The 17,167-nt window shown below is 37.4% G+C and carries 18 protein-coding genes; 12 read left to right on the top strand and 6 right to left on the bottom strand.

The annotated features are described in order from the left end of the window. The first annotated feature begins 160 nt into the window (after positions 1 to 160). The 5 genes from MHH44_RS11250 to MHH44_RS11230 all read left to right on the top strand — a co-directional run bounded on the left by MHH44_RS11250 (position 161) and on the right by MHH44_RS11230 (position 3,710). Entirely contained in the window at positions 161 to 460 is a 300-nt protein-coding gene (locus tag MHH44_RS11250) for a trypsin (protein ID WP_340798593.1), read from the top strand. Between the two features lie 281 nt (positions 461 to 741). Beyond that, on the top strand, positions 742 to 1,938 hold the full coding sequence (locus MHH44_RS11245; RefSeq protein WP_008403794.1) for a class I SAM-dependent rRNA methyltransferase: 1,197 nt from the start codon (positions 742 to 744) through the stop codon (positions 1,936 to 1,938). Between the two features lie 15 nt (positions 1,939 to 1,953). Beyond that, positions 1,954 to 2,142 carry a hypothetical protein gene (locus MHH44_RS11240; protein ID WP_008403793.1) on the top strand — a complete coding sequence of 63 codons (189 nt, stop codon included), beginning with the start codon at positions 1,954 to 1,956 and terminating at the stop codon, positions 2,140 to 2,142. Positions 2,143 to 2,265: 123 nt separating this feature from the next. Then, positions 2,266 to 2,898 carry a TetR/AcrR family transcriptional regulator gene (locus MHH44_RS11235; RefSeq protein WP_065215861.1) on the top strand — a complete coding sequence of 211 codons (633 nt, stop codon included), beginning with the start codon at positions 2,266 to 2,268 and terminating at the stop codon, positions 2,896 to 2,898. A 77-nt stretch (positions 2,899 to 2,975) separates the two neighbouring features. Then, positions 2,976 to 3,710 (top strand): glucose 1-dehydrogenase, encoded by a 735-nt coding sequence (locus MHH44_RS11230; RefSeq protein WP_065215862.1) that lies wholly within the window; start codon positions 2,976 to 2,978, stop codon positions 3,708 to 3,710. Positions 3,711 to 3,767: 57 nt separating this feature from the next. Here the strand turns inward: MHH44_RS11230 and MHH44_RS11225 are convergent, their stop codons facing one another. Then, positions 3,768 to 4,343, bottom strand: a complete 576-nt coding sequence (locus MHH44_RS11225; RefSeq protein ID WP_008403787.1) for a copper resistance CopC family protein — start codon at positions 4,341 to 4,343, stop codon at positions 3,768 to 3,770. A 301-nt stretch (positions 4,344 to 4,644) separates the two neighbouring features. Here MHH44_RS11225 and MHH44_RS11220 point away from each other — a divergent pair, with 301 nt between their 5' ends. The 3 genes from MHH44_RS11220 (at position 4,645) to rarD (ending at position 9,176) form a co-directional block, all read left to right on the top strand. After that, the gene (locus tag MHH44_RS11220) at positions 4,645 to 6,408 is read left to right on the top strand and encodes an ABC transporter ATP-binding protein (protein ID WP_340798592.1); all 1,764 of its coding nucleotides are present in this window, start codon (positions 4,645 to 4,647) and stop codon (positions 6,406 to 6,408) included. Then, positions 6,395 to 8,164: an ABC transporter ATP-binding protein gene (locus MHH44_RS11215; RefSeq protein ID WP_340798591.1), complete on the top strand. Its 1,770-nt coding sequence runs from the start codon at positions 6,395 to 6,397 to the stop codon at positions 8,162 to 8,164. The genes MHH44_RS11220 and MHH44_RS11215 overlap by 14 nt, the downstream gene beginning before the upstream one ends. 85 nt (positions 8,165 to 8,249) lie before the next feature. Continuing rightward, a complete protein-coding gene (rarD, locus tag MHH44_RS11210; protein ID WP_340798590.1) occupies positions 8,250 to 9,176 on the top strand; it encodes an EamA family transporter RarD in 927 nt (308 codons plus the stop codon). Positions 9,177 to 9,242: 66 nt separating this feature from the next. On the opposite strand, the gene MHH44_RS11205 is transcribed toward rarD, so the two are convergent. The 4 genes from MHH44_RS11205 to MHH44_RS11190 all read right to left on the bottom strand — a co-directional run bounded on the left by MHH44_RS11205 (position 9,243) and on the right by MHH44_RS11190 (position 12,808). After that, complete coding sequence (locus tag MHH44_RS11205; protein WP_340797581.1) at positions 9,243 to 10,106, bottom strand: IS3 family transposase; 864 nt, start codon at positions 10,104 to 10,106, stop codon at positions 9,243 to 9,245. Between the two features lie 8 nt (positions 10,107 to 10,114). After that, positions 10,115 to 10,435, bottom strand: a complete 321-nt coding sequence (locus tag MHH44_RS11200) for a transposase (protein ID WP_340798589.1) — start codon at positions 10,433 to 10,435, stop codon at positions 10,115 to 10,117. A 143-nt stretch (positions 10,436 to 10,578) separates the two neighbouring features. After that, positions 10,579 to 11,379 carry a M15 family metallopeptidase gene (locus tag MHH44_RS11195; protein ID WP_340798588.1) on the bottom strand — a complete coding sequence of 267 codons (801 nt, stop codon included), beginning with the start codon at positions 11,377 to 11,379 and terminating at the stop codon, positions 10,579 to 10,581. A 205-nt stretch (positions 11,380 to 11,584) separates the two neighbouring features. Continuing rightward, complete coding sequence (locus MHH44_RS11190; RefSeq protein ID WP_340798587.1) at positions 11,585 to 12,808, bottom strand: MFS transporter; 1,224 nt, start codon at positions 12,806 to 12,808, stop codon at positions 11,585 to 11,587. Positions 12,809 to 12,918: 110 nt separating this feature from the next. Here MHH44_RS11190 and MHH44_RS11185 point away from each other — a divergent pair, with 110 nt between their 5' ends. Further along, positions 12,919 to 13,302, top strand: coding sequence for a winged helix-turn-helix transcriptional regulator (locus MHH44_RS11185; RefSeq protein ID WP_008403779.1), 384 nt, complete (start codon positions 12,919 to 12,921; stop codon positions 13,300 to 13,302). A 75-nt stretch (positions 13,303 to 13,377) separates the two neighbouring features. Here the strand turns inward: MHH44_RS11185 and MHH44_RS11180 are convergent, their stop codons facing one another. Next, positions 13,378 to 14,214, bottom strand: a complete 837-nt coding sequence (locus tag MHH44_RS11180; RefSeq protein ID WP_430290256.1) for an aldo/keto reductase — start codon at positions 14,212 to 14,214, stop codon at positions 13,378 to 13,380. A gap of 540 nt (positions 14,215 to 14,754) precedes the next feature. Between MHH44_RS11180 and MHH44_RS11175 the strand changes: the two genes are divergently transcribed. The 3 genes from MHH44_RS11175 (at position 14,755) to MHH44_RS11165 (ending at position 17,161) form a co-directional block, all read left to right on the top strand. Beyond that, positions 14,755 to 15,183 carry a DUF1641 domain-containing protein gene (locus tag MHH44_RS11175; protein ID WP_340798586.1) on the top strand — a complete coding sequence of 143 codons (429 nt, stop codon included), beginning with the start codon at positions 14,755 to 14,757 and terminating at the stop codon, positions 15,181 to 15,183. Between the two features lie 35 nt (positions 15,184 to 15,218). Then, positions 15,219 to 16,406, top strand: a complete 1,188-nt coding sequence (locus tag MHH44_RS11170) for an NAD(P)/FAD-dependent oxidoreductase (protein ID WP_008403774.1) — start codon at positions 15,219 to 15,221, stop codon at positions 16,404 to 16,406. Between the two features lie 131 nt (positions 16,407 to 16,537). Next, on the top strand, positions 16,538 to 17,161 hold the full coding sequence (locus MHH44_RS11165; RefSeq protein WP_340798585.1) for a serine protease: 624 nt from the start codon (positions 16,538 to 16,540) through the stop codon (positions 17,159 to 17,161). Positions 17,162 to 17,167: the final 6 nt, after the last annotated feature.

Raw genomic sequence — 17,167 nt, 5'->3', positions numbered from 1 at the left:
GAAAATCGGTACTAGTGTTCGTGGATTTTTAGATGCCTAGATAATAGCACTTATTACCTAAATAAATAATAGATATTATTGTACAAGCGCATTTTTTGCTCTACTAAGCAGGATTATCATATAAAATGTCGAATTTAGGTAAAAAGAAAGGGGTACTAATATGCATGAGAATAGCGCTGAATATATGAAGGTTAATTTATTTATGACTTATGATGAAATATCAGAATACATATTAGTGATATTTGACAAGCGTGAATTAACTGTCAAGATATTATATTACAAAGGGAAAGATGACGAGATAACTACCATAGATGTAGAGAAATTTGAAGTTGTAGAGAATTTTACAGCTTTAACTATAGAAGATGCGGAGCACAAGTATTCTGAGTGGAATAATGTAAGTGTGGCTGTTCCAATGATTTCAGAGTACTTAAAATCGAAATTACTAATCAAAACAGAATAGGTATTAAAATTCCGAATTAAAAAAGATCCTGAAAAAAATAGTGCTTTCAATAGTACGGGTTAAATGGCTCGTACTTTAGTTAACTTGTAATAAAAATATGATGGACATATGAGCGTGTATCCAACCTGATTGATTTTAAAAAGCAATACTAGTAAGCGTCAACTCAACATGCGAGTAGCTATTCGCAAGCTTTCGTAGTAAACTGATATTGTACGGAGAGATTTGTATTTAAAACAAGTCTCTCTTTTTTATGAACGAAAAACAGTAGTAAGGATGAAAGCATGAGAAAAAAAACAGAACTACAAGTAGATAGTAAAGCGATTAAGGATTTAACAAATGGCAATCCATTGATATTAAAAGATACGGTTGTTATGCCGGAAGCGTCAATTGAAGAAGGTAGTCTTCTTCATTTAGTCGATAAAAGCGGCGGCTATATTGCAACTGGCTATTACGGTATTCAAAATAAAGGGATCGGCTGGGTGCTGACACGTAAAGAAAAAGAGCAGATTGATGTGAAGTTCTTTACGAAAAAAATCCGTGAAGCTGCTGAAAAACGTGCAGACTTTTTTGCCTCTGAAGATACAACAGCTTTCCGCGTGTTTAATGGCGAAGGTGACGGCATTGGCGGTTTGACAATCGATTTCTTTAACGGCTATTACATGGTGAGCTGGTACAGTGAAGGAATTTATTCGTTCCGTACGGACATTTATGAGGCATTGAATGCAGCAGTGAATACACGAGGGATTTATGAAAAACTACGCTTTGATACAAATGGTCAATATATCGATCAGGATGATTATGTATCAGGTGAAAAGGGCGAATTCCCGCTGATCGTTCAGGAAAATGGCATGAATTTTGCGGTTGATCTGAATGATGGGGCAATGACAGGAATTTTCCTGGATCAGCGAAATGTACGCAAAGCATTACGTGACCGATATTCAACTGATAAGACGGTGCTAAATACATTCTCGTACACAGGTGCGTTTTCGGTTGCCGCTGCTTTAGGCGGTGCATCAGGTACGACGAGTGTCGATCTGGCTAAACGCAGCTTGCCGAAAACAATTGAGCAATTCAGTGTGAATGGAATCGACTATGAATCACAAGATATTAAAGTGATGAACGTATTTGACTATTTCAGTTATGCAGCAAGAAAAGGCCTGAAGTTCGACGTAGTTGTACTGGATCCGCCAAGCTTTGCCCGTACGAAAAAAATGACGTTCAGTACGTCAAAAGATTATCCGAAATTGCTCAAGGATGCGTTAACTATTACAAACGATGGTGGCGTTATTATCGCATCGACAAACAATGCAAGCTTTAATATGAAAAAGTTCAAAACATTTATCGACAAAGCGTTTAAAGATTATGGTGCACGCTATAAAATTTTAGAAGAGCACCAGTTGCCGGAAGATTTCACGGTGCCGCATAATTTCCCGGAATTCAATTATTTAAAAGTAGTCATCATTCAAGTGATGAACTAATCGGAGTGATATTATATGAAATACAATAAAACAACGATGCTGAAATTAATCAACGAGCATCGCGAACTGCATGACGAACTGAAAAAACTGAAATCGGAAATGGGACTGGAAAAAAACTTCGCCGTTAAAGCGCTGTACCATTCAGCTGTGGCAGAAGATGGCCCATATATGAAAGATTATCAGGACTTGGAACGTTTACGCTAATATACGCACCGCAACGATTGAATACAATTGTTGTGGTGTATTTTTTTGGATCTTACTATAAAAATAAGCGTACATAATCATGATACAATACAGCTATAATATGTAAAATTGAGGGGAATACTATTGAGCATTAGAGAACAAAGAAAACAACAGCGCAGGGAACAAATAATTCAGGCAGCAAAAACATTGATGTTGAATAACGGAATTCAACAAGTTCAATTACAGGACGTTGCAAATGAAGTAGGGATTGGGATCGCTACATTTTATCGTTATTTTGCGAATAAGGAATTACTCGTTTTAGCAATTAATAATGAAATTACCAGTCAAATGACAAATTCTATCCGAAAAATTGCTAATGAACCTTTGACAGCTTATGAACAGATTGAACGAATATTAACTTATTATATTGAGTTAATCGATGACCCGCAGCATCAATTTGTGAAGTTTTTTAAAGCGTTTGAAGCATATAAACCGATATCTGAAGAGACGGACGAATACAAAGAATTTGTAGATATTCGAAGAGAAATGGCTAATGTTTTGTATTCAATTGCAGAAAAAGGAAATGAAGACCAATCGATCCGAGCAGGCATTGATATTCCGGAGTATGTATTTACAGTTGTTCAAAATATAAGTTACTTTACTGTAGAATCCTATTTGACCGAGCATGACCCTAATCTACCTGTGAAATTAGATCCTAAAAAGCAGTTAAAGCTTATTAAAGAGATGTTTTTACAATTCATAGCTACTAAAAATTGACGGACCGATCAAACATTGTTATTGTTAGTTTTAGATAGTGATAGTTAACTATCATATTATTGAAAGGGTGATTTTTAATGTCTCGATTAACAGGTAAAGTAGCAATTATTACTGGTGCTGCTCAAGGTATGGGTGCTACCCATGCGAAGGCTTTTGTAGAACAAGGTGCAAAAGTAGTTTTAACAGATTTAAATGAAGAAAAAGGGGAAGCGTTTGCTGCAGAATTAGGCGGAAATGCAATCTTCATAAAACAGAACGTTACTTCTGAAGAAGATTGGACAACCGTTATTGCGAAAGCAGAAGAAGCATTTGGTCCGGTAAATGTATTAGTAAACAATGCTGGAATTTCGATGAATAAAAACATGTTGGAAATGTCTTTAGATGAATACATGAAAATCGTCAATATTAACCAAGTATCTGTTTTCTTAGGAATGAAAGCAGTTGCTGCTTCAATGATGAAAGCTGGTGGCGGTTCAATCGTCAACATTTCTTCAATCAACGGCTTAGTTGGTGGTGCTGTAGGTTATACAGATACAAAGTTTGCTGTTCGTGGTATGACAAAAGCAGCTGCATTAAACTTGGCGCCAATGGGTATTCGTGTAAATTCAGTACACCCTGGAGTTATTGCAACGCCGATGATCATGCAGGAAGATGCAAAAGCAGCTATTGAGGAATTTGCAAAGCATATCCCGCTGAAACGCGTATCACAACCAGAAGAAGTATCTCAATTAGTAGTCTTCTTAGCATCAGACGAGTCAAGCTACTCAACAGGTGCAGAGTTTGTAGTAGATGGCGGAATAACAGCTCAGTAAATCGTTAAAAAACTGCACTCAAACTTTATAAAAGTTTGAGTGCAGTTTTTATTTGTTTTATTTCTTCGTTTTCTTAACTAACCATCGCTTATAGCTGTACATCGTAATCACAGTAAGTACTAGTACAATTAGGGCAGTAACAATGATGAGTGTCCAAAATGATCCTTCATCATCCTCATCGGAGTTCGTCTCATCCTTTAATGTATCGACAAGTGAATTGACATCATTTTCAATCTTCTCTGTTGTATCTGCAGCGCTGTCCTCTTCTTTATTCGTCTTAGGCGCATTTACTTTAAATGTAAACGAACCCGTTAACGGATGTCCATCCTCACTAATACTATCCCATTCAACTGTATAAGTGTCATTTGGAAGGGGATCAAGCATAATTCCGGATAGGACACCTTCATTTATTGAAATTGAATGAATCGCCATTTCCTTCCCATCGCTTGCAATAACTTTAAATGTACTGCCTTCTTCAATTTTGCCCCCATACGCTAAATCAATTGTTTGGATATTTTCTGTTACAGTTTCACCTTCTGCAGGATTGGTTGATTCTAGATGCGTATGTGCGTAAACCCCAGGAACAAATAATAAAAAAATAGCAGCCAGTGCAAATAATAATTGTTTCATCATGTTAAAATTTCCCTTCAATTTATTTATCAGTAATGCATGTAACAAAAATTGCGATCCATATTTGGACGGAAAATCCGTACTAAATGGATTTATAATTTTAGTATGGACAAAAAGAAGCTGAAATATTGGATTGAAATATATAAAGAATGCCAAAATTATATGTTTTTATAGACAAGAGATTGACTTAACATTTTTTACAAAAAAATTAATTCGGAATCCGAAAAAAATATTTGTAAAATATATCGGAAAATTAAAATATTTGGTAAAATGGGGGGACTTGAGTAAAAAAGAGGGTGAAAGAATGAAGGTATTTCTTAAATTAGGTTGGTTTTTCAAAGAGCGAAAATACCAATACACAGTCGGTCTTTTTATGCTTGTATTAGTAGCCATCCTGCAGCTCGTACCGCCGAAAATTATCGGCTTCACAATCGATGAAATCGGTACACGGACATTGACGAAAGCAGGTTTGTTTAAATGGCTCGCTATCATCATCGGTGTAGCGATTGCCATGTACATACTGCGCTATTATTGGCGTCAAATGATTTTTGGCTCGTCCAATCTGTTGGCGCGAATATTACGTGAAAAGCTCCATCGCCATTTTACACAGATGTCTCCGTCGTTTTATCAAAAGAATCGTGTCGGTGATTTAATGGCACATGCAACAAATGATATAAGTGCAGTGCAGCAAACAGCTGGTGGAGGGGTTTTAACATTATTTGACTCGCTTACAACAGGGGGCTTTGTAATTTTGGCAATGGCAATTACCATTGACTGGCGTCTTACACTGATTGCGCTCATTCCAATGCCGCTAGTCGCTTTATCAACGAGCTATTACGGCAAGTTGCTTCATGAGCGTTTTCGCCATGCTCAAGCAGCCTTTTCCGACTTGAACGATAAAACTCAGGAAAGTATCAGTGGGATGAAAGTACTGAAAACGTTTGGACAGCAACAGCAGGATGTTGCTGATTTTACTAAGCTTTCCGATGAAGTGGTGGAAAAAAATATGCGCGTAGCAAAAGTCGATTCATTATTTGACCCGACGATTAGCTTCGTTGTTGGTTTAAGTTTTATGCTGAGTCTTGGATTTGGCACGAAATTTATATTGGAAGATGCGATGACGGTCGGTGACTTAGTTACGTTCACGACGTATTTAAGTATTCTGATCTGGCCGATGCTGGCAATTGGGATGTTGTTCAATATCGTTGAGCGAGGCAGCGTTTCGTATGACCGGATTGAACGTATTTTAAATACCCCAATTGAAATTGATGACAAGCTGGATGCTATCGAAGAAAATCCTTCCGGGAATCTTTTATTCAACGTGAAATCCTTTACTTTCCCTGGAGATGCAGCACCGACATTAAGGGATGTGCATTTTGAGCTGAAACGCGGCGAAACACTCGGAATCGTCGGTAAAACAGGTGCAGGGAAGACGTCCATTTTAAAGCTGTTGCTCCGTGAGTTTGAAGGATATGAAGGAACGATTCAATTTGGTGCACACAATATAAATGATTATAGGAAAAGTGCTCTGCGTCAGGCGATTGGCTATGTACCGCAAGATCACTTTTTATTCTCAGCAACGCTTTATTCCAATATTGCCTTTGCGAATCCACGTGCAAGCATGGAGGAAGTTCGTGCAGCGGCAGCACTTGCAAATATTGATGAAGATATTATGAGCTTTACAGATGGCTATGACACGATTGTCGGAGAACGGGGAGTATCTCTTTCCGGTGGACAGAAACAGCGTATTTCTATCGCTAGAGCATTGTTAATGAAACCTGAGCTGCTCATATTGGATGATTCTTTATCTGCGGTTGATGCGCGGACAGAAGAAGCGATTCTGCATGCATTAAAAGAAGAGCGGAAAAATGCGACAACGATCATTACGTCGCACCGTCTAAGTGCAATCCAGCAGGCACATATCATTATTGTCGTTGATGAAGGAACAATTATTGAAAAAGGTACCCATGAACAGCTGATGGCACTAGAAGGCAGTTATTATGAAATGTACCAGTTACAGCAACTTGAAAATTTAGTGGAACAAGGGGGAGATCATGATGGCGAATGAGACGATTTCAAGTAAAGAACAGCGCATCGTATTAAAGCGTCTGTTAACCTATTTGAAACCACATAAAAAGATATTGGCTATTGCGCTGTTTCTTCTTGTTCTAACCGTTCTCGGCGATATTATCGGTCCTTATCTGATTAAAGTTTATATTGATGATCATTTAATGATCGGCAATTTTGATATGACTCCAATCGTGACACTCGGTATTGGATACTTTGTAATTCAGTTGCTGAATGTCGTTATCACATACTATCAAAATATAAAATTCCAGGAACTTGCATTGAAAGTCATTCAGCAACTGCGAATTGATGTGTTTTCTAAAATTCACCGATTGGGCATGCGCTATTTTGACCAAGTTCCGGCAGGTTCCATCGTGTCTAGGGCTACAAATGATACCGAAGCGATTAAAGATATGTTCGTGTCGGTACTTATCAGCTTTGTACAGGCGGCGTTTTTAATCGTCGGTGTGTATTTTGCGATGTTTTTCCTGAATGCGAAGCTTGCATTTTATATGCTTTTTTTGCTGCCGGTCATTCTGTACATCATTTGGCTATACCGCAAAATGAGTTCGGTTGTCTATATGCGAATGCGGGAGAAACTCAGTGAGCTTAATGCGAAACTTTCTGAAACATTATCAGGAATGAGCATCGTGCAGGCATTCCGTCAAGAACCACGTTTCAATGATGAATTTGATCGTGTCAATGAAGAGCATTTCCAGTCCATGATGGCCAATACGAAAATGAACAGTCTTCTGCTTCGTCCGATTATTGATTTAGTGTACTTTACAGCGATTGTTATTTTGCTATTTTACTTTGGATGGACATCATTTGAAACAGCGGTAGAAGTAGGCGTTGTCTATGCGTTCATTACATATATGAACCGTTTCTTTGATCCGATCAATCAAGTAATGGAACGTCTGGCACTGTTCCAGCAGGCGATTGTAGCGGCATCCCGCGTATTTGAGCTGTTAGATAATGAAGAACTTGAACCAGTGCAACAGAACAAGCCGGTTCAAGTTTCAAAAGGTCATATCGAATTTAAAAATGTGTCGTTTAGCTATGATGGCAAGCAAGATGTACTGAAAAATATTTCATTCACAGTCAATCCTGGGGAAACAGTTGCGTTAGTCGGGCATACCGGCAGTGGAAAGAGTTCAATTATCAATCTTCTAATGCGTTTTTACGAGTTTAAGCGCGGTGAAATATTAATTGACGGCCAGTCGATTAAAGATTACAAACAACAGGAGCTACGTGCAAAAATGGGGTTAGTACTACAAGACCCATTTCTGTTTTACGGAACGATTGATTCGAACATCAGGCTATATAATGAAAATCTCACTTTACAGAAGGTGAAGGAAGCAGCAGAGTTTGTGCAGGCAAATGATTTCATTGAATCGCTTCCGGATGGTTATGGAAGCCATGTAACAGAGCGTGGTTCGACATTTTCAAGCGGGCAGCGTCAACTGGTGGCATTTGCGCGGACAATTGCGACAAACCCGAAAATCCTTGTCCTTGACGAAGCAACGGCAGCGATCGATACTGAAACGGAAGTCGGCATCCAGCAATCATTGGAAAACATGCGAAAAGGCCGTACAACGATAGCAATTGCCCATAGACTTTCAACAATCCAGGATGCAGAGCAAATACTAGTATTGCATAAAGGCGAAATTGTCGAACGAGGTACACACCAACAACTCATCACACAAAAAGGGTTATATCACAAAATGTACTTACTGCAAAATGGTATAGTGGAATAATTTAATGAGTCTATGAAGCTACAATTATTTACTTCTCAAATATGGACATCTATAATGAGAGTATCAAAAATTAGAAGGTGCACCAATGTCAGAACAAAAAAAGGGCGTCTTTTTAGCAATCGGCGCCTATTTAATGTGGGGGATCATTCCCCTTTACTGGAAGCAGCTGCAGCATGTGGGCAGTGTAGAAATATTAGTAGGACGTGTAATTTGGTCCTTTTTATTCACCGTCCTGTTTGTATTGCTGATCCGTCAGTATAAACAAACGATCGTAGATATCAAAATGCTATGGAAAAATAAGAAACAGTTTATTCTACTGTTCGTAGCATCGGTTTTCGTTTCGCTGAATTGGGGAATATTCATTTGGGCAGTAAACAATGGACATTTACTTCAAACGAGTTTAGGTTATTATATTAACCCGCTTATATCGGTATTGTTTGGGATGATCTTTTTTAAAGAGAAAATTTCCCGGGCAACTGCGGTAGCTGTCATCATTGCGGCAATAGGCGTAGGGTATCAGGCTGTGTTAGGAGGAACAATTCCTTGGGTATCACTGGCGCTGGCGCTAACTTTTGCTTTTTATGGTGTAATTAAAAAGCAAATTCCACTCGATGCGACACGCGGACTCGCAATCGAAACATTGTTTGTTTTACCGATTGCTGTATCTATATACATTTACTTAATGAACACATCGGAAATTGCTTTTATGCATGTGGACTGGAAAACTAACCTATTGTTAATGGGCGGCGGGATCGTAACAGCCTTGCCACTTGTCCTATTTGCAAAAAGTGCGCAAAAAATCCCACTTTATTTAATGGGCTTTATTCAATTTTTGGCACCAACGATTAGTTTAATGCTCGGCATCTTTTTATACAAGGAGCCTTTTACACTGACAGAATTCATCACTTTCGTATGTATATGGCTGGCGGTATTCATCTTTTCGGCATCCAAAGTGTTCGAAGCGAGAAAACAACATGCAACGTATAATAAAGAGAACGAAGTTAAAGTATAATCTAGCAATTAAAATAAAAAACGACCATTGGACTTACCCCTGTCAAGTAGACAGCCTATAAAAAGACTAAGCAGCCATCTGGTGACGATATTCTATCGGTGCCAGATGGTTGAGTCGTTTTTGGAAGCGCTGGTAATTATAAAAGTAGATATATTGCTCAACAGCTTGTCTTACCGTTTCCTCTGAATAATCATGTAACAGATACAAGCACTCGCTTTTAAAGTGCGAGAAAAAGGACTCAATACAAGCGTTGTCATGGCAGTTTCCTTTGCGAGAATGACTGCCAATCATGCCAAGCTGCTCTACTGTTTGATGATACTTTATGGATGTGTATTGGTAGCCTTGATCTGAGTGAATGATGCTTCGATACACATTTCTTTTTGCGGTCAATTCCTGGAGGGTATCCATGACTAATTCTAAATCATTACGCTTGCTAATACGCCAAGCGACAATTTCGTTGTTATATAAATCCTGTACAGCTGACAAGTAGAGAAATCCATTTTTCGTTGGCAGATACGTAATATCTGTTACGAGCACCTCATTTTCTACACGTTCTTTAAATTGACGCTCCAACACATTATCAAATACACGTGAGAGACGGTTGCCCCATACGCGACGCTTTTTACGGATAATCGATTGAATACCCAACTCACTCATTAGTCGATAGACTTTCTTATGATTCACAAGAAAGCCTTTGTCTCGTAAAGCGATTTTCATGCGTGGATATCCATACATTTTGTGCGTTTGATGAATCGCTAAAATTTGCTCCTTTAAAACAATATCATTATGTTTGCGTAACGATACTTTGCCATTTTTAAGCCACTTATAGTAGCCTGAACGTTCCAATTTTGCCATTTTAGTAAGCCATGTAATGGGATAGCGATCTTTCATTTCTTCAATAATTTGATAACGATCTGAATAAGTAGGCATTCCTCCATTTACAGATTTGGATACTGCTTTTTTAAGTATTCGACCTGTGCCTTATAGTAATCACGTTCTTCTTCTACATTTTTAAAGTGGACCCGTTTTCCTTTTAAAGGATTCTTCTCACCTTTCGCACCAGAACCTGTAGATGCGATACGATTAAAAGCTTCGATGGATCCGACTTCTTTATATTTCTTCACCCAAGCTTTTACTTGAGAAACATTACGAATCTCATATCGATCCGCAATTTTTTGCATACTTTCATTGCCTGTTAAATAAGCTTGTACAATCTCTAACTTCAACTCGTTTGAATAAATATTATTTTTTCTCGACACAGAAAAATCCCCTTTAAGTAAAATGTTTACCTACAGCGTACTGTAGGTTTTTTAACATTGTCTACTTAAAGGGGATAATATCACATTTTGCAACTTGCAAATGGTCGTTTTTTTATTTATCCCAAGTAAATACTTGACACCGATTATTTTTCCTCCAATACGGAAGTAATAATATACCCGCTCACATTATCACCAGATACTTTGATATTGTTTGATTCAAGTGTGTTAACAGATGTCTTGTTATCGGTATAATGCACGAAATAAGTTGTATTATCTAATTTCATTTTATAAAATTGCTTCTCTTTTAGATAAGCAATATATTCTTCAAAAACGAAGTCGTGCTCCTTCATCATCACGCTATGGGGCAAGCCTATGTAACGGAAATGCCAAGGTTCATACTCAATTCCGGTAATGTCGACTTTGTGTTTAGGATAGCGTAGAATGTAGCCAAACTCCGCTGCATGTTCTTCCATCCATTTTCCTTCTGCAACATTTTCCATTTTGCCGACAGTCGAACCTATATCAATCGATAAGCCCGTCTGATGTTCACTATAGCCGGCAGGCAGGGCATAATCGGCACCGATTTGTTCAAAAAGCTGTTTCTGAAGTTTTCCGCTGCGATAGGCACTATTGATTATGAAATGCTCGATTCCATCATTCGCTGCAGCATCGAATAATTGCTTGAGAGGTGCAATAGCCTGTTCTTCAAGAAAATACTCCGAATTAACGATTACATTTTTAGCAATATCATCTGGAATAGTGGCTAAGTTGCCTGGTTCATTCTGTAATGCGATGTCCCGGTTAACAAGGACAAGATCCCCGTTTGAATTGGAATACGATGCTAGTGAAAGCTGCTGGGGTAAGTCGGGAGCACCAACTTGTTCAGTCGTAAAAAATTGAAAGCCAATAACGGCAAAAATAAGTATAAAAATAATCTTTTTCATTAAGTAACGCTCCTTCAATCTAAGCATAGCAAATAAAACGGAATATTGAAGGTTAAATTGTGGAGATATTCCGAAGAACTATCAAAACAAGATAGAGCTCTTTTAAATTATTTGCATATGGATTTATAAACAAAAATAGAAACCGTCTCAAACATTAATGTTAGGAGAGGTTTCTATCCATTTCTACTTAAATATATTATAGCGATTAATTTTTCGATAATGGCGAGAATTCCTTCGCAGTACAAACGTTTTGTTTATTTTCAACAATCATCCAAGCTAACGTAATACTTGCCGCAATGATAACCATTAAAAATCCGTATAGGGGCGTATTGTCCAGTGACTGATATTGAACAATTAAACCGCCGACATATGAACCGAGGAAGATCCCGATATTGAAAGCTGAAATATTTAAAGCGGAAGCCATCGCAGTGGCTGCAGGCACATATTTTTCGGATAGCTGAACGGCATACAGTTGTAAGCCCGGCACATTCATAAACATAAACAGTCCCACTGCTAATACCATTATGAGCCCAATTACTTTGGAATCAAATGAGAAGTAGACACCAAGTAACGTTAACGCTAATCCAATAAAGAAGATGAATATCGCACGCAATGGATTAGTGTTTGCAAAATGGCCACCGATTGTATTTCCAATAGCGACACAAATTCCGTATACAACTAATATGACGACAATCGCATGGGGTGAGTAGCCCATTTGATTTTCAAGAATAGGGGACACATATGTGTAAACAACAAATACGCCTCCGTAACCCATTGCTGTAATAAATAAAATTAACAGCATACGGAAATTGCTTAATACTTTTCCGATATCACTTAATGAAATCGGTTCACTCTTTGTTAAATTATTTGGTACAAGGAACGCATTGCTGATTAACCCAATTATGCCAATGATGACGATGAAAATGAATGACAGACGCCAATCCGTTACTTGGCCAATAAATGTTCCTAAAGGTACTCCACTGACAGTTGCCAAAGTTAATCCTGTAAACATAAAAGCGATGGCACTTGCCCGTTTGTTAGGTGCCACAACATCAGCAGCAATAACCGCCGCAATTGACATAAATACCCCATGGGCAAATGCCGAAATAATGCGTCCGATCAACAGTAAAGTAAATGTGGGTGCAATCGCTACCCATAAATTACCGACGATAAAAAGAACCATTACGAGCAGAAGCACTTTTTTACGATCAAGCCGGGATGTTAAAACTGTTAAAATAGGTGCTCCGATTGTAACGCCTAATGCATAAATTGATACTGTTAATCCGGCAGTACTTAAAGTAATACCAAACTCATTTGTGATGAGCGGGAGCAATCCAACACTGATAAATTCTGTGGAACCGATACCAAACGAACTGATTGCTAACGCAAGAAGTGTTAATCTGGCGTTTGGTGTTTTTGATGTAGACATATTAAAAATAACTCCTTTGATTTATTTTATAGGGTATAGTATTATTCATACATACTATAAAAGCATGTACAGTACTTTTAGTTACTTTTGATAATACTGGGGGTTTCAAAATGAAAAAAGTTTATAATATTGGTGTCGAAGCAACACTCGAAGTCATTGGCGGTAAATGGAAACCAGTCATTCTTTGTCACCTCAATCACCATGGTCAAATCCGAACAAATGAATTTCGCCGATTAATTCCCGGCATTTCACAAAAAATGCTGACGTCCCAATTACGCGAACTGGAACAATGCGGTTTAATTAATCGTAAAGTGTATAACCAAGTACCACCGAAAGTTGAATATTCTTTAACCCCATATGGACACGAGATGGAGCCGGTGCTCAACTTACTTTGTACATGGGGAGAGAAACATATTGAAAAATTAAAAGAGAATGGTGAAGAAGTTCTTCTTATGCAGCGAGATGATGATATTGCTGTGCAAAAACTATCTTAATAAAAATAATGAAAGCCTCAAGTACTAAAATCTTGAGGCTTTTCGTCTCTGCAATTTTCAATTCTTCAATTTAAATTAGAAATCAAAAACTTCCGGATCTGGACCGACGCGTTTATCTAAATTCATCGCATTGATTATCTGCATTTCTTCATCAGTAAGACTAAAGTCAAAAATGTCGGCATTTTGCGCCATCCGCTCTTTACGAACTGATTTAGGAATCGTGATTACTTCATTTTGAATATCCCAACGTAAAATAACTTGTGAATTTGATTTTCCATATTTTTCGGCAATTTTTGCAATTGTCGTATCTTCGAGTAGACCCCCTTGCATTAATGGAGCCCAAGCTTCCAACTGAATATTGTGTTCTTTACAAAATGCACGTAATGATCGTTGTTGTAAACGCGGGTGAAACTCTACTTGATTAATGACTGGTGTTACACGAGCAGTTTTCAATAAATCCTGCAGATGCGAGATATTGAAATTGCAAACCCCGATTGCTCTAATTTTGCCTTCCTGATATAGATCCTCTAAAGCGGTCCAAGATTCGGCAAATTTATTTTGACCCGGCCAATGAATTAAATAGAGATCCAAATAATCCAGCCCTAATTTTCCCAGGCTTTCTTCGTAAGCTGAAACAGTTTCCTCATAATTTAAACCGGCATTCCAAACTTTAGATGTGATGAATAAGTCCTCTCTATTTAATCCGGTAGAGGCCAGTGCTAATTTAATGCCCTCGCCAACACCCGCTTCGTTGCCGTAAATAGCAGCTGTATCAATGCTGCGATAACCTAGCTCAATCGCATTTTTAACGATTTCTGCCGTTGTATCGTTTTCTACCTGAAAGACGCCAAGGCCCATTGCTGGCATTTCTACCCCATTATTTAATTTGATTGTATCCTGTAAACTAGTAATCATTTATTGATCCTCCAATTGAATAAGTATTTCGTTGCTTTTTTATTATGGATCCACTCGAAAAATAAAAAAAGTACGCACTTTTTCGTTTCATAGCAACGTGGAGGTTCCTATTGAGTCAAATCAACAGTTTAAAGAGAAAGTTTTTTTAGAAAAATAACAGGGTGGGGAATAGAGGAGGGGGTGATTCACTTTTCGTAGTAATGAATTTTTGTTTTCCATCATTTAAATACCTAATTAACCTTTAATAATGATAAGAATCAACTATTTCAATACTTCCAATATTAAAAATAATAAAGGGAAATTTTTATTATAAAATACACAAAAATACGCTAAATACATAAAAATTAAATTTTTTTAAATAATAAAATTACAGAATATTCTTGAATTAAGTTTTTCGGTCGTTTATTTCCGATTTCTAATTGTAACAAACGAATCTTTGTGCTATCGTTGCTTATTGAATGGTATGTGAAAGTTTTTACAATTAGGTATGAAATTTTCGAAAAAAATAATATTAAGTGATGGCAAAGGAGAGTTATTATGTCAGAAATGAATAATCAGCAGGTAGAAAAAGTGGCTGTTACACAAGAGCAATTAGATGTATTAGATCAGTTACTAAAGCCAGAGGTACAAGCTTCATTAACTACTTTAGTAGATAACTTACCAAAATTGGCTGAGATGACTACTTTATTAACAAAAACTTATGAATTTGCGACTAGTGTTGCAACAGACGAAACATTAAAAAATGATACAGTTGCGGCTGTAACAGAAATGGCTAGCCCAGTTGTTGATACTGCAAAATCATTGGCACAGACAGCGATTGAAGCGAAAGACCGTGCTGAAATTAGCAATGAAACAGTAGGTGTATTCGGCTTATTAAAAATGTTAAAAGACCCACAGGTTCAAGGGGCATTACGTTTTGCTAATGCATTTTTACAAGTAGCATCTGAACGTAAACAAATGAAATAATTTGTATAATCTAATTTTATTGGAGGATTTTTAATATGGTAACTAAAGAAATCGTTATTTTAGGTGCTGGATTTGCTGGTGTATTAGCAGCACAAACAGCTCGTAAATATTTAAATAAAGACGAAGCGCGTATTACAGTTGTAAACCAATTCCCTACACATCAAATCATTACTGAATTACACCGTTTAGCTGGCGGTACAATTGCTGAAGGTGCTGTAGCATTGCCACTTGAAAAGATTTTCAAAGGTTATGACATCAACTTGGAAATCGCAAAAGTAAACAGCTTTGACGTTGAAAGCAAAAATGTAGTACTTTCAAACGGCAAAACAGTACAATACGATACATTAGTTGTTGCTCTAGGTAGCCAAACAGGTTTCTTCGGAATCCCAGGTTTAGAGGAAAACTCTTTCGTATTAAAATCAGTAGATGAAGCAAATGCAATTCGCGAGCATATTGAAGCACGCATTAAAGCATATGCAACAACAAAAGACGAAGCAGATGCTACAATCGTTATCGGCGGTGGCGGTTTAACAGGCGTTGAGCTTGTTGGTGAAATCGTAGACCACTTCCCTAAAGTTGCTGAGAAATACGGTGTTAAATTTGAAGACCTTAAAATTAAACTAGTTGAAGCAGGTCCAAAAATCTTGCCAGTATTCCCGGAAAACTTAATCGATCGTGCAACTAAGTCATTATCGAAGCGCGGTGTAGAATTCATTACATCAACACCTGTTACTGGTGTTGAAGGCAATGTCATTCAATTAAAAGACCGTGAGCCAATCGTTGCAAACACATTAGTATGGACAGGTGGAGTTGCTCCGCTTCCATTAGTCGCTGAATCAGGTTTAGCTGCAGATCGCGGTAAAGCAACAATCAATGACTTCTTACAATCTACTTCACATCCTGAAGTATTTGTTATTGGTGATGCATCAGCACATATTCCAAACCCAGGTGACCGCCCAACTTATGCGCCAACTGCTCAAGTAGCGTGGCAGCAAGGTGAAATTGCAGGTTACAACATTTTTGCGCAAATTAAAGGTGCCGACTTAAAAGAATTCAAATTTACTAACTCAGGTACTTTAGGTTCTTTAGGTCGTAAAGACGGTATTGCTACAGTTGGGGCAAACAACACTCAATTAGTAGGTTTACCAGCTTCATTAATGAAAGAAGCTTCAAATATCCGCTATATGACTCATATTAAAGCGTTATTTGGCCTAGCATATTAATTCATATTAATTAGATTAGACATGCCCGAAAGTCACTTTCTTTCGGGTATGTCTTTTTATTTTACAAAATACAACAAAATTTAACAAATAACTATTATAATGGTAGTAAAGATTGTAAATGAGGTGTGAAGATGAAGGATTTTGATACATCGAATTCGTTATTTATATTAACTGATCAACAGTTGGAACAATTTAAACAGCTTGAGCATTTTGGATACTTTTTCCATTTAATCCGCCATGACTTTACACACTTATCTTTTGCAAAAGACAGTGTAAGTGATGTTTGGATTTACTTTTATTTTGAGGAAGAACCGGTCATCAATTCCGAGTATGCCCTCATTTTTTTGTTGCGAAATTTTATATTGAATGAGATCCTTGTCAGTTCGAAATTAAAACGACTGAAAAAAACAACTGTTGGATCTTATACGAATGCTTTAATGGTTTCGGTAATGACAGTCAATTTATTTTTGGATCTTTTGCGTGATGTACTCGAATCATTATCAAAAGAACAATATGATTTATATATGAAATTTGAAAACAGCTCAAAGCAATTATTTAATGATCGCTTCTATGAATACGAACATTATCCAAAAAAACTCGTCCAAATCGAAACAATCATAATAAAAAATCTGCGCCAGTATTTAGAAGAGAATGCAGCAATATATAATGATTTTAAACAGAAAGTCATTCGTTTTATGGACCAATTTTCAATAATTAAAAGAGAACTGTACGAGCCATTATCTTTGGAAAAATAGGAGGTG

The sequence above is a fragment of the Solibacillus sp. FSL K6-1126 genome, assembly GCF_038003445.1.
GTDB classification, from domain to species: Bacteria; Bacillota; Bacilli; order Bacillales_A; family Planococcaceae; genus Solibacillus; species Solibacillus silvestris.
The sequence above is the reverse complement of the archived record's forward strand: the minus strand, read 5'-3'. Positions and strand labels throughout refer to the sequence as shown.